The organism is Marinomonas sp. ef1, assembly GCF_002806845.1.
Lineage (GTDB): Bacteria > Pseudomonadota > Gammaproteobacteria > Pseudomonadales > Marinomonadaceae > Marinomonas > Marinomonas polaris.
On the sequence record NZ_NHTT01000001.1, the window covers coordinates 277666 to 290605 of the forward strand.

Genomic DNA, 12940 nt, shown 5'->3' on the forward strand with positions numbered 1-12940 from the left:
TTTTTTTTCATATAATTCGTGTATGCTGACTTTTTTAAAAAGAAGTTGCGTCTATGAAGTTTGAAGGTTTAAAAGCAATTGCGGTAGTTGATGGAGTAAAAGGTGTGCTGGCTTTGTGCTTGGCGCTGAGTGTCAATTCAATCGCTAAGCAAGATCTTCATCAGCTTGCCGCTCAGGTAATGCAAAACTGGCCAATTTCACCAAACAATTATTATGTTAATTTGCTGTTAACCTTTGTCGAGAAAGCCACTCAGCAAGATCATATATTAGTTATCTCTATTTCTCTGATGTATGCCTGCTTTCGCTTTGTTATAGCGTATGGTTTATGGCATAAACTACGCTGGACGGAATGGTTCGCTTTCATCAGTGGTTCACTTTATATTCCCTTTGAGCTCTATGCTATTTACCAAACCCCCAACTTAGTTAACTTTTCAGTACTCTTGTTTAACTTGATGGTTGTTGCTTACTTGTATTGGGTACTTAAGCGTGGTGAAAAAGCGCTATTGATGACCACCAAATAGGAGAGATTTAAGTTTTATGAATATTCGTCCCTACGAAGAAAAAGACAGAAAAGTAGTGATTGCTCTATGGAATCAATGTGGTTTGCTTGCTCCTCAGAATGATCCGCATAAGGACATCGACCGAAAACTGAAAGTGGATGCCGATTTGTTTCTCGTTGGAGTTGTCGGCAGTGATGTGGTTGCCACAGTAATGGGAGGTTATGAAGGTCATCGTGGCTGGATTAATTATTTGGCAGTTAGCCCAGATCATCAAAGAAAAGGTTACGGGCAAGCGATTATGAAAGCGGTTGAAGGATTAATTATGGCCAAAGGTTGTCCTAAAATTAATCTGCAAGTCCGTAATACGAATCAAGCTGTAATCGCATTTTACAATGCGATTGGTTATGGTCAGGATCAGGTTGTTAGTTTAGGCAAGCGCTTAGAACACGATAACTAATGTTTCCATTCTATTTGTTTGGTATCGCCCATCTTACCGTCGCTGTTTAGTCGATATGCCAAAGCGACGAGTAGGGTTTGAGCCAATGTCATAGAGGAGGTGAGGGAGCGAAATCCCAATACTTCTGCTTCTTTTATATCAAAACAAATGTCTGAAAGTGCCGCCAATGGGCTGATTTTACTATCGGTAATGGCAATGACTTGAGCACCTGCTTTAAAGGCATATTCGCTGACATTCACTGTTTCTTTGGCATAAGGACTGAATGCCGTTGCTATGATAACGTCGTTTTCACGAATATTACTGGCTTGCTCTATTAGCATACCGCCACCGCCATCAATAAGGTGAGTCGTTTTATTTAGGTGCCTCAAGCTGTATGCAAAATAGCTCGAAATAGGAAATGCACGACGTAAACCAATGAGATAAATATTTTGTGCATTTTCGAGTAGATCGACCGCTTTGTTGAGCATCTCTTGAGAAAAATGATGGTTCATGTGATTCATAGAAAACGCATTACTGCTGCTGAACTCTTCTAGAATATGCGATGCATCAATCGTGGTATTGACAGTGCTTTTGCTTAACTTTACACGTTCGCTGTAGCTGGATGTTTGTTCAACGAGCGCTTGTCGAAACAGGTTCTGCATTTCGCTAAAGCCATTGTATTCAAAAGCAGCCGCAAAACGAACCAATGTCGAAGGAGGAACATCACATTGTTCAGCAAGACTAGCTACAGTTTCTAGGGCAACAGTATTGGGATGTTCTAATATAAAACGCGCCACTTGTTGTAAGCGTTTACTTAAGTCGTCATAGTTTCGACTAATGGCTTGTTGTAGTTGGTCAAGAGTAGTTGGCGCGCCCAAAAAGTGGCTCCTAAGTTGTCATAAAACTATCGGTAGAAAGACGAATATTATAGCGATTTTTTATTATAAATACTTGCTGAGAGGTTATGCTGAGGTCGTTCATGACCTCAGCTTTTATTAATAAATTGAATTAACGGAATTCCCCCGCGTATTTTTCAACAAGTGCGATGTTGTCTTTGGTGATGAAGCCAGGACCAGAGTTCACGTCGTTACTTGGAATCAAACCGTAACGAGTGTAAAGCGTTAAGAAGCTGATAGGTAAGTAACCTTGTAAGTAGGGTTGTTGGTCGATAGCAAAGTTAATTCGACCATCTTTAATAGCAGCCGAAATTTCCCCGCTTAAATCAAAAGTACCGAAGTAAATGTCTTTAAGATTGCGGTTTTTTTCCAACGCTCGCAAAGTCGGATGAGCTGAGGTTGGCCCTAAGGTTAAGATCGCTTCAGTATTTGGGTTCTTACGAAGGTAAGCAGATACTTTGGTTTCTACATCGGTCGGATCCGATCCAGAGTCAATCATCTGACTACCAAGTTCAATACCTAAACCTTTGGCAAAGCCCATGCAGCGCTCTACAGACGCTGGGTTGGTAATATAGTGGTTAACACATAAGAAGGATTTCACTCCTTGCTTCTTCGCACGCTCGCCAGCACCAAAACCTGCTGCAAATTCAGGTTGTCCAACATGCAATAACGCACCTAATGCTTTGGATTGTTCTTGTGTTCCAGAGTTCATGGTAATGAATGGAATACCTTTTTTAGAGGCTTTTTCTAATGGTCCTTCTAATGTATCAAAGTCAGCAATAGAAAGCACAATGCCATCAGGGTTAGTGGCCACTGCTTGTTCAACGATTCGTGCCATATCGGCTAAATCGCCGGTTGGTGGGTTACGGTATTCTACGGTGACATTCATATCGGAAGCGGCTTGTTTTACCGCGTTCTTAATCACGTTCCACCATGAGTCAGAATCTGGTGCGTGGGAAATGAACACATAACGTTCACCTTCAGCGTGTGCCGCGGTGGACATTGACATAACGCCTAAGGTCGCAGCACCTGCGACTAATATGGCTGTACTTTTCTTTAGAAAGTTTTTCATTACCACTATCTCCGTTTCGTTTAATTATTTTTGTTATTACTTATTTTTGGATTTAGCAAACACAACTTCTGATCTATTTTTAATCAGAATTGAAGTGATACTAGAATGAATATTTCATAATTGCAATATTTTGAAATTTTTTATTCTGGAATGGTGGTTTTCTTATATTTATTTGTTTTTAAAGACTTTATTGTTATTTTTTGACAGTTTATCTAGGTTTTTAAGGCATATTTTTTTGTATTTAATGTAAATTTTTATTTTGCCTATTGAATAAAATGAAACAAATATTCTATTATGATTCTATTGTTGAAATGAAAAGACATTAAGCTCTATCGTGTTACTGAGTGCGCTATAAAAAACAACTTGTGCGAGAGTCAGAGGCGTAACGAGTTGTTAGGCAAATACGACAGTTCACTAGTACACGGTTAGAAATCACAAAAAATAAATATAAAAAAGTAAGGTGTGACGCTATGACTGATCAAGCTCAATCGGTTGATTTATCTAAAATGGCAGAAGATAACTCAACAGAAGGTAAATCGGCTGGAGATGAAAGGGTTCGTAAGGTTCCTGCTTGGAAACGACTGCTACATCGGCCTGAATTTGGGGCGATTTCTGGCGCTGTGTTGGTCTTTGTTTTCTTTTTTATCACCGCTGGAGACTCCGGCATGTTTGCCTCAGATGGCATCATGAACTGGACAACCGTATCAGCACAACTAGGCTTGATTGCTATCAGTGCCTGTCTATTGATGATTGCGGGTGAGTTCGATTTGTCGATTGGTTCGATGATTGGTTTCGCTGGCATGATGATGACGATCCCCGCAGTTTATTGGGGCTGGCCTATCTGGGGGGCTATCCTCTTTGCTTTTGCTGGGGCATTGTTTATCGGTTTTTTGAATGGCTATATTGTTGTTAAAACTGGTTTGCCTTCCTTTATTGTTAGTCTTGCTTTCCTTTTCATGTTGCGTGGTTTGACCATTGCTCTGTCTATTCTATTCACTAATCGCACCATAGTTGGTGGTATCGACAAATACGCTGATGGAGATTGGCTCGCAGCCTTGTTTGGTGGAGTGATAGGCAAAAGCCTTTTTGTCTGGTTTGCCAACATTGGCTTGATTAGTTCTTATGACGATGGCACCCCAGTGGTTGAAGGTATTCCTATGGTGATTGTTTGGTGTGTATTCCTAGCAGTCGTTGCAAGTTGGGTTCTATTACGTACGAAATACGGCAACTGGATTTTTGCCACCGGTGGCGATGATAAAGCCGCTCGTAACGTCGGTGTACCAGTTGATAAAGTTAAAATTTCTTTGTTTATGTTTACTGCATTCACCGCTACGGTTTACGCGGCTTGTCAGGTATTTGAGTTTGGTTCCGCATCCGCTGACCGAGGCGTCTTAAAAGAGTTTGAAGCCATTATTGCAGTGGTCATCGGCGGTGCGTTACTGACCGGTGGGTATGGCTCGGTGATTGGTGCGTGTTTTGGTGCCTTGATCTTTGGTGTCGTGCAAATGGGCATATTCTTCACAGGTATCGATTCAGATTGGTTCCGTGTGTTTTTAGGTGCCATGTTGTTAATCGCGGTTTTGTTCAATAACTACATTCGTAAAAAGGTGACAGAGGCCCGACATTAGTGGCGAGCCCAGATTCGAGTTTACTTTTTAGAAAAAGAATTTAGGAGAACAAAATGAGCGAATTTATTATTGAATTGAAAAAAGTGAGCCGCTACTTCGGTTCGGTTATTGCTATTAAAGACATCGATATGAAGGTAAAGCTGGGCGAAGTTCACTGTTTGTTAGGTGATAACGGCGCTGGTAAATCCACCTTGATAAAAACCCTAGCAGGCGTTCACGCGCCAAGCGATGGGCAGTATTTGTTAGAAGGCAAACCGGTGGTTTTTAACTCGCCAGTCGAAGCTCTTGATGCGGGCATTGCCACGGTTTATCAAGATCTGGCATTAGTGCCTTTAATGAGTGTGACACGTAACTTTTTTATGGGACGTGAGATTACCAAAGGGCGTGGAATTTTTAAGCGTTTTGATATTGAAACCGCTAACCAAATTGCTCAAAAAGGCATGGCCGAAATGGGCATTAATGTCCGTGATCCTTCCCAAGCTATCGGCACAATGTCAGGCGGTGAAAGACAGTGTTTGGCAATTGCCCGAGCGATTCATTTTGGTGCCAAGGTATTGATACTTGATGAACCAACCGCTGCACTTGGTGTGAAGCAATCTGCCAATGTTTTAAAAGTCGTTGCGAAAGCCAAAGCCCGAGGCTTGGCGGTGATTCTGATTACTCATAACGTTCATCACGCTTATCCGATTGCCGATCGTTTCACTTTATTGAATCGTGGTCAGAGTCTAGGTTCCTTTATGAAATCCGAAGTTAGCCGTGAAGATGTATTGGAAATGATGGCTGGCGGTCAGGAGCTAGATGAACTTACTGCTGAGTTAGAAGAATTTAGTCGCTTGGATGCTACCGCATAAGGAACGACATCATGACAAATAAACAAATGCGTGTTGGTTTGGTTGGCTCTGGATACATGGGCAAAGCTCATGCGATTGCTTACCGAAATGCGATGGCGGCTTTTGCCATTCCCCAGGGTCAATTGCACTGTGAAATGTTAGCCGATGCAACGCCTGAGTTAGCTAAAACGAAAGCCTTGGAATTAGGTTTTAACCGCTCAACAGGTGATTGGAAAAGCTTAATTAACGACGCTGATATTGATGTGGTTGATATATGCGCGCCGAATTTTTTGCATAAAGAAATTGCTCTCGCTGCCATTGCCGCAGGCAAGCATGTTTACAGTGAAAAACCCTTAGCGCTAAACGCTGATGATGCCAAAGAAATGACTGAGGCGGCAGAAAAGGCTGGAGTGAAAACACTGGTTGGCTTTAATTATATTAAGAATCCAACTGTGCAATTTGCCAAGCAATTAATCGCTCGTGGTGATATCGGTGATGTGGTGCATTTTCGTGGTGTGTTTAATGAAGATTATCTTGCTGACGCGAACTTACCGTTTAGTTGGCGTTTACAAAAGCAATTTGCGGGAACGGGAGCGCTGAATGACTTAGCCTCACACCTTGTGCAATTGGCCATTCATCTTGTCGCACCGATCACGTCATTGTGTGCCGATTTAAAAATTGTTCATCAACAACGTCCATTGTCTCAAACGTCAGATGATTTGAAATCGGGTGTTGGCGAAGTCGAAAACGAAGACCAAGCTCATATGATGGTGCGCTTTGCCAATGGTGCTCAAGGTACATTAGAAGCATCACGCATCGCGTGGGGCCGCAAAAATGGTTTGTCGTTCGAAATTACAGGAACCAAAGGAAGTTTAATCTTCGACCAAGAAACCTTGTCAGAATTGTCTTTGTATATTGCTGAAGGTAATCCTCAAACCCAAGGTTTTAAACGTATTTTAGTGGGGCCGGAGCATCCTGATTATCAAGCTTTTTGTGTGTCAGCGGGTCATGGATTGGGCTTCAATGATATGAAAGCAGTTGAAATTCGAGACTTGTTCCAAGGTGTTGTTAACAACGCTCCTTTGTGGCCAGATTTTCGAGCCGCGACTCAGGTAAATATCATTCTCGACAGCGTGGTGGAATCCGTTGATAAAAGAGCGTGGGTCGAGGTGGAGCAATACGATGGGGATCACAGATGAATAATAAAAATTTGGATGTTATTTGCTTAGGGCGCGCTGCGGTTGACCTATATTCGGAACAAATAGGCGCGCCATTAGAAGACGTGAGTAGTTTTAAAAAATACCTTGGAGGTTCGTCTTGTAATATCGCCTTTGGAACCTCTCGAATGGGATTGAAGTCTGCCATGCTAACCCGCGTTGGTGATGAACACATGGGGCGTTTTGTGCGCCAAGAGCTCGCGCGAGCTGGTGTGGATGTCTCTCATGTGGTGACGGACAAAGAGCGCTTAACCGGCTTGGTGTTGCTTGGTATCAAAGACAAAGATACGTTTCCATTGATCTTTTATCGTGAAAACTGCGCGGACATGGCAATCAGTGAAGGCGATTTTGATGAAGCCTACATTGCTTCTGCAAAAGCCTTGCTGATTACCGGAACGCATTTTTCTACCAAAGGCACAGATCAAGCCGCTAGAGCAGCCATCAAATACGCCAAAGCTAATAATACAAAAGTGGTGGTCGACATCGATTATCGACCTGTATTGTGGGGTTTGACAGGAAAAGGCGAGGGCGAAAACCGTTTTGTATCGAATGACTCTGTCACCCAGCATTTGCTGTCAATTATGCCTTTGTGCGATTTGGTAGTAGGAACCGAAGAAGAGTTTCATATTGCTGGTGGCTGTGAAGATACCATTGAATGTTTAAAACGTATTCGCAAAGTGTCATCCGCTGAATTTGTGGTGAAGCGCGGTGCCTTGGGATGTTCTGTTTTTAAAGCAGAGATTCCTGAAACCTTGGACGAAGGCATTACTCGTTACGGTGTCACTGTCGATGTGCTGAATGTGCTGGGTGCTGGCGATGCCTTTATGAGTGGTTATTTACGTGGCTGGATTCCTGGCGAATCGACAGAAAATGCTTGTGACTATGCCAATGCTTGCGGAGCGATTGTGGTTTCTCGTCATGGCTGTTCACCTGCTATGCCAAGCCTTGAAGAACTGGATTATTACTTGGCTAATCGCAATGACATTCCAAGACCAGACCTTGATCCAGTGTTGAACTATTTGCATCGTGTCACGACTCAGCGAATGTTGCGTGAAGATCCAACAAAAGAATGGCAAGACATGTGTATTTTAGCTTTCGATCATCGACGTCAATTTGTCGATATGTGCCGTGAAGCGGGTGCGCCTTTGTCACAAATATCGAAAGCAAAGAAATTGATTCTACAGGCGGCTTATCAAGGGGCTTCTGTTTTAGAAGGTAAAGTCGGTGGCACGGGAATTTTGGCTGATGGCACTTTTGCCCAAGACGTTTTGAATGACATTACCGGCAAAGATTTTTGGATCGCTCGACCTGTGGAATTACCCAGCAGCCGTCCGTTGCGCTTTGAATTAGGTAATAACGTAGGGCAAGCGATTGCAACATGGCCAGCCAATCATATTGTGAAATGCTTGGTGTTTTATCATCCAGATGATGAAGTTAGTTTGCGTAATGAGCAAGAGCAAAAGGTCATGGATCTGTATCGTGCTTGCTGCACAACTGGCCATGAGTTGTTGGTGGAGATTATCCCGCCTGTGGGATCGGAGGTAAAAGACGATACTTTGTCTCGCTCCATCGAACGTTTCTATAACTTAGGCGTATTTCCTGATTGGTGGAAACTGCCATCACCAAGTAAAGCCGCTTGGCAAAATATTAGCGACTTGATCAAGGCGCGAGCGCCGTATTGTCGCGGTGTAGTCTTGTTAGGCTTAGATGCGCCAGTGGATGCACTAAAAGCAGGCTTCGAAGCGGCCGCAGGACAAGACATTTGTAAGGGCTTTGCCATTGGTCGAACGCTATTCTCTGAACCGGTAAAAGCTTGGTTAAGAAAAGACATTGATGATGCCATGCTTGTTGAACGAGTGACACAAAACTACTTAGAAATGAGTGCATTGTGGCAGCAGAGAAATGACAGCCAGATGATGAAAAGGAAGGAGGCATAATGGACACAATACGTTTAACAATGGCGCAAGCCTTGGTCAAACATTTGCAGGCGCAATTTACTGTGGTGGATGGTGTGGAAGTGCCTTTGTTTGGTGGGGCTTGGGCGATTTTTGGTCATGGCAACGTGGCTGGGATGGGTGAAGCCTTGGCTCAAGTCAAAGACGAGTTCACGACCTTTCGAGCGCACAATGAACAAGGTATGGCATTAGCGGCTTGTGCCTACGCGAAGCAATATCGTCGTCAACGTATTATGGCCTGTACTTCATCCATTGGTCCGGGAGCCTTAAACATGGTGACGGCTGCTGGCATGGCGATGGCGAATCGTTTGCCTGTGCTGTTTTTACCAGGTGATGTTTTTGCTACGAGAACGCCAGATCCAGTACTGCAACAGGTCGAGCATTTTAATGATCCGACCCTGTCGGTGAACGATTGTTTTCGTCCTGTGTCGCGTTATTTTGACCGAATCAATCGACCAGAACAGCTGATTACCAGCTTGCCTGTTGCGATCAATACCATGTTAGATCCAGCGACTTGCGGACCTGCTACAGTAGCATTGCCGCAAGACGTGCAAACCATGGCGTTTGATTATCCAGCTAGTTTCTTTGCGAAAAAAGTTCATAAACTTCGTCGTAATCGTGCCGATGTGGATCAGTTAGCGACAGCGGTTGCCGCGATCAAGCAGGCGAAAAAACCACTGATCTTGCTTGGTGGCGGTGTGCATTATAGCTTGGCACTTGAAGAGGCAACTGCCTTGATTGAGCAATGCCACATTCCCGCTTGTGAAACGCAAGCTGGCAAAGGCGCATTGCCTTGGGATCATGAATTTAATCTTGGTTCGGTAGGTGTAACTGGTTCTAGTGCTGCGAATGCTGCGGCACAAGAAGCGGATTTAATCATCGCTATTGGCACACGTTTGCAAGATTTTACCTCAGCGTCGCGTACCTTGTTTGCCAATCCAGATCACACTTTATTAAGCATCAACGTAACGTCTTTTGATGCAGAAAAACACAATGCCGTGCCCTTAATCGGCGATGCAAAAGTTACGCTGCAAGAGTTGTTGGCTGAGGTTGAAGGTTATCAAACGCCAGCGACTTGGAGCAAAAAAGTGAAAGCCTTGAATCTTGATTGGCTCACTGCAGTGGATCAAGTTACTGCCTTGCCAAAACAAGCAATCGATCATAACTATTTGCCAACCGATGCAAATGTGATTGGTGTGATTAATCGCGCAGCAAGCACCAACAGCACTTTAGTGCAAGCAGCGGGTGGTTTGCCTGGCGAATTGCACAAATTGTGGCGTACTTCGTCAGACCTTGGTTATCACGTGGAATACGGTTTTTCCTGTATGGGTTACGAGCTAGCGGGTGGCCTTGGCGTGAAAATGGCAACGCCTGAGCGTGAAGTGATTGTGATGGTGGGGGATGGTAGTTATTTGATGCTGAATTCTGAAATCGCCACGTCGGTGATGTTAGGTTTAAAGCTCATCATCGTTGTCTTGGATAACCGTGGTTACGCCTGTATCAATCGCTTGCAACAAGCCTGTGGCGGAGAGTCATTCAATAATTTATTGCAGCACTGCCATACCGTAGAAGCAGGTGCACCAAAAACCGACTTTGCTGCTCATGCCAAAGCCTTAGGTGCAAATTCCGAACAAGTGTCTTGTCTTGCCGACTTAGAACAAGCTCTGACTCGAGCAAAAGCCAGCGATAAAACCTATGTGATCGCTATCGATACTGACCCAATACCAAGTACACAAGAAGGCGGTGCTTGGTGGGATGTGGCGGTACCTGAAGTGTCGAATCGTGAGCAAGTGGTCGATGCCGAGCGTCAGTACAAAATAGCCAAACAACAACAACCTTATTAATTTTAACTTTCATTTTTCAATAAGAAAATAGAACAGAGATCTTGGAGCAACTTCATGAACAGCACGAATAAAAATAATAATGCGACAACCGAATCAAAGATCAGAATTGGCATTAATCCCCTTACTTGGACCAATGATGATTTGCCATCGTTAGGTGCTGATACACCGTTAGAAGTTTGTTTGAGCGAAGCGCGTCAGGCAGGTTACAGCGGTATTGAGTTAGGCAATAAATTCCCCCGTAATGCCAGTGTGCTTGGACCAATCCTCAAGCAACACGACTTATCATTGGTATCCGGTTGGTACAGCGCACGTTTGTTAGAGCGTAGCGTGGAAGAAGAAATTGCCGCCATGCAGGATCATCTTAATCTACTAAAAGCCTTGGGTTCTAACGTCATGGTATTTGCCGAGGTGAGTGGTTGTGTTCATGGGGATCAATCAGTGCCTTTGTCACAACGTCCACGTATGACCCAAAGTCAGTGGGAGGAATACACAAAACGCATGACAACTGTCGCGGATTATATGGCATCGGAAGGTGTAAAAATGGCCTATCACCATCATATGGGAACCGTGATCGAAACAGCGGAAGAAGTCGATAAACTCATGCAGATGACAGGCGATAATGTGGGTTTATTGTTGGATACAGGCCACATAACCTTTGCTGGTGGCGATGCTTTGGCGATGGCGAAAAAACACGCCAAACGCATTGTACATGTGCACTGTAAAGACATTCGCCCGGCTGTTTTGAAAGACAATCTTAATCGCGACAGTGCATTTTTGAATGCGGTTCTGGATGGTGTTTATACCGTGCCCGGAGACGGTAGCATTGATTATTTCCCAATTTTTGAAGTACTGAAAGCCGCCGATTATCACGGCTGGATTGTGGTGGAGGCGGAGCAAGATCCAGCGATTGCCCATCCATTAACGTATGCGACAAAAGGCTACGAGTATTTGTCGGCGAATTTAGAAAAGGCCGGTTTTCATTTTTAATCTGGCACTTGTCATTCACGTACTTTAAGCGATAAGAAAGAAGAGAGAAGAAAATGTCTAATAACGTCATGGGTAACTTCATCAATAACCAGATTGTAGGAAGTACTTCCTCACGCCAAGCAAAAGTCTTTAACCCTGCAACAGGTGATGTGTCATTGCAGGTTTCCTTGAGCACTGCTGAAGAAACACAAGGCGCGATTGCTGCTGCACAAACCGCGTTTGAGACATGGTCTCAGGTGACGCCATTAAATCGCGCTCGTGTACTGTTTAAGTTCAAAGCTTTGGTAGAAGAACACAGCCATGAGTTGGCGGAATTGATTTCCAGCGAACACGGCAAGGTGTATTCCGACGCAATGGGTGAATTGACCCGTGGTCTAGAAGTGGTCGAATTTGCCTGTGGTATTCCTCATCTACAAAAAGGCGAGCATAGTTTGAATGTTGGTCGTGGTGTCGACAGTTATAGCTTGATGCAGCCGCTGGGCGTTTGTGCTGGTATCAGTCCATTCAATTTCCCCGCGATGGTGCCAATGTGGATGTTCCCTGTGTCCATCGCTTGCGGAAATACCTTCGTAATGAAGCCGTCTGAAAAAGACCCAAGTACCATTATGCGCCTTGCAGAATTGTTAAAAGAAGCGGGTTTACCTGACGGTGTGTTTAACGTGGTTAACGGCGATAAAGAATCGGTTGATGTCTTGCTGACCGATGAACGCATTCAAGCGGTGAGCTTTGTTGGCTCTACGCCAATCGCAGAATACATCTACGCCACGGCTAGTGCTCACGGCAAACGTGTTCAGGCTCTAGGTGGTGCAAAAAACCATATGTTAGTGATGCCTGATGCCGATCCTAGTCAAGTAGTGAATTCACTAATGGGCGCCGCTTATGGTTCAGCAGGTGAGCGTTGTATGGCGATTTCAGTTGCTGTATGTGTCGGTGATGACGTCGCTGATAATTTGATTAGCAAGCTGAAAACAGAAATTTCCACCATGACGATAGGGCCTGGTTTGTACAAGCAATTTGGCATTGAAGAAGAGCCGCACATGGGGCCGCTAATCAGCAAAGAACATGCGCAAAAGGTTAGAGATTACATTACTTCAGGTGTTGAACAAGGTGCTACCTTGGTCGTTGATGGCCGTGATTTTGTGCGTAAAAATCACGAGCAAGGTTATTTTGTCGGACCAACCTTATTTGATCATGTTAAAGCGGGCATGCGCATTTATGACGAAGAGATCTTTGGCCCTGTTTTGTGTGTGGTTCGAGTGGATTCGTATGAAGAAGGTTTGGCGCTAATCAATAAGCATGAATATGGCAACGGCACGGCGATTTTTACTCGAGATGGCGATACGGCGCGTCAGTTTACTGAGAAAGTTCAAGTCGGCATGGTTGGTGTAAATGTGCCTATCCCTGTGCCAATGGCGTTCCATAGTTTTGGTGGTTGGAAGCGTTCTTTGTTTGGACCTTTGCACATGCATGGGCCAGATGGTGTACGTTTTTACACTCGCATGAAAACCATTACGGCGCGCTGGCCAACGGGTTTACGCGCAGGCGCTGAGTTTTCAATGCCAACCATGAAATAAT

Annotated in this window: 11 protein-coding genes; 9 read left to right on the plus strand and 2 right to left on the minus strand. The window is 44.3% G+C overall.

The genetic code is table 11. The features are described 5' to 3' along the window. The first annotated feature begins 53 nt into the window (after nt 1-53). Both CCS02_RS01280 and CCS02_RS01285 read left to right on the plus strand, forming a co-directional pair. Entirely contained in the window at nt 54-521 is a 468-nt protein-coding gene (locus CCS02_RS01280) for a DUF2127 domain-containing protein (RefSeq protein WP_100187329.1), read from the plus strand. A 16-nt stretch (nt 522-537) separates the two neighbouring features. Then, nucleotides 538-957 carry a GNAT family acetyltransferase gene (locus tag CCS02_RS01285; RefSeq protein ID WP_072837904.1) on the plus strand — a complete coding sequence of 140 codons (420 nt, stop codon included), beginning with the start codon at nt 538-540 and terminating at the stop codon, nt 955-957. Here CCS02_RS01285 and CCS02_RS01290 read toward each other — a convergent pair. Together CCS02_RS01290 and CCS02_RS01295 are read right to left on the minus strand one after the other, a co-directional pair. Continuing rightward, nucleotides 954-1814 carry a MurR/RpiR family transcriptional regulator gene (locus tag CCS02_RS01290; RefSeq protein WP_100187330.1) on the minus strand — a complete coding sequence of 287 codons (861 nt, stop codon included), beginning with the start codon at nt 1812-1814 and terminating at the stop codon, nt 954-956. The two genes, CCS02_RS01285 and CCS02_RS01290, sit on opposite strands and share 4 nt — an antisense overlap. Before the next feature lie 130 nt (nt 1815-1944). Then, nucleotides 1945-2904 (minus strand): sugar ABC transporter substrate-binding protein, encoded by a 960-nt coding sequence (locus CCS02_RS01295; RefSeq protein ID WP_198432088.1) that lies wholly within the window; start codon nt 2902-2904, stop codon nt 1945-1947. 470 nt (nt 2905-3374) lie between these two features. On the opposite strand from CCS02_RS01295, the gene CCS02_RS01300 reads away from it, so the two are divergent. From CCS02_RS01300 to CCS02_RS01330, 7 genes are read left to right on the plus strand one after another with little or no spacing between them, the layout of a single operon-like run. Then, a complete protein-coding gene (locus CCS02_RS01300) occupies nt 3375-4532 on the plus strand; it encodes an ABC transporter permease (protein WP_232617130.1) in 1158 nt (385 codons plus the stop codon). A gap of 53 nt (nt 4533-4585) precedes the next feature. Then, the gene (locus CCS02_RS01305) at nt 4586-5383 is read left to right on the plus strand and encodes an ATP-binding cassette domain-containing protein (RefSeq protein WP_072837906.1); all 798 of its coding nucleotides are present in this window, start codon (nt 4586-4588) and stop codon (nt 5381-5383) included. 11 nt (nt 5384-5394) lie between these two features. Further along, nucleotides 5395-6561 (plus strand): Gfo/Idh/MocA family protein, encoded by a 1167-nt coding sequence (locus CCS02_RS01310; protein WP_100635370.1) that lies wholly within the window; start codon nt 5395-5397, stop codon nt 6559-6561. Continuing rightward, a complete protein-coding gene (locus CCS02_RS01315) occupies nt 6558-8516 on the plus strand; it encodes a bifunctional 5-dehydro-2-deoxygluconokinase/5-dehydro-2-deoxyphosphogluconate aldolase (RefSeq protein WP_100187332.1) in 1959 nt (652 codons plus the stop codon). Before CCS02_RS01310 ends, CCS02_RS01315 begins: the two co-directional genes overlap by 4 nt. Next, nucleotides 8516-10378, plus strand: coding sequence for a 3D-(3,5/4)-trihydroxycyclohexane-1,2-dione acylhydrolase (decyclizing) (gene iolD / locus CCS02_RS01320; protein WP_100635372.1), 1863 nt, complete (start codon nt 8516-8518; stop codon nt 10376-10378). The genes CCS02_RS01315 and iolD overlap by 1 nt, the downstream gene beginning before the upstream one ends. Before the next feature lie 54 nt (nt 10379-10432). After that, nucleotides 10433-11365 carry a myo-inosose-2 dehydratase gene (gene iolE, locus CCS02_RS01325; protein ID WP_100635374.1) on the plus strand — a complete coding sequence of 311 codons (933 nt, stop codon included), beginning with the start codon at nt 10433-10435 and terminating at the stop codon, nt 11363-11365. Nucleotides 11366-11418: 53 nt separating this feature from the next. Next, a complete protein-coding gene (locus CCS02_RS01330; RefSeq protein WP_100635376.1) occupies nt 11419-12939 on the plus strand; it encodes a CoA-acylating methylmalonate-semialdehyde dehydrogenase in 1521 nt (506 codons plus the stop codon). Nucleotide 12940: the final 1 nt, after the last annotated feature.

Bases quoted from the DNA above. Each gene is read 5' to 3' on its own strand.
- iolE (WP_100635374.1), top strand. From the start codon at position 10,433: ATGAACAGCACGAATAAAAATAATAATGCGACAACCGAATCAAAGATC.
- CCS02_RS01330 (WP_100635376.1), top strand. From the start codon at position 11,419: ATGTCTAATAACGTCATGGGTAACTTCATCAATAACCAGATTGTAGGA.
- CCS02_RS01300 (WP_232617130.1), top strand. From the start codon at position 3,375: ATGACTGATCAAGCTCAATCGGTTGATTTATCTAAAATGGCAGAAGAT.
- CCS02_RS01310 (WP_100635370.1), top strand. From the start codon at position 5,395: ATGACAAATAAACAAATGCGTGTTGGTTTGGTTGGCTCTGGATACATG.
- CCS02_RS01305 (WP_072837906.1), top strand. From the start codon at position 4,586: ATGAGCGAATTTATTATTGAATTGAAAAAAGTGAGCCGCTACTTCGGT.
- CCS02_RS01285 (WP_072837904.1), top strand. From the start codon at position 538: ATGAATATTCGTCCCTACGAAGAAAAAGACAGAAAAGTAGTGATTGCT.
- CCS02_RS01280 (WP_100187329.1), top strand. From the start codon at position 54: ATGAAGTTTGAAGGTTTAAAAGCAATTGCGGTAGTTGATGGAGTAAAA.
- CCS02_RS01315 (WP_100187332.1), top strand. From the start codon at position 6,558: ATGAATAATAAAAATTTGGATGTTATTTGCTTAGGGCGCGCTGCGGTT.
- CCS02_RS01295 (WP_198432088.1), bottom strand. From the start codon at position 2,904: ATGAAAAACTTTCTAAAGAAAAGTACAGCCATATTAGTCGCAGGTGCT.
- iolD (WP_100635372.1), top strand. From the start codon at position 8,516: ATGGACACAATACGTTTAACAATGGCGCAAGCCTTGGTCAAACATTTG.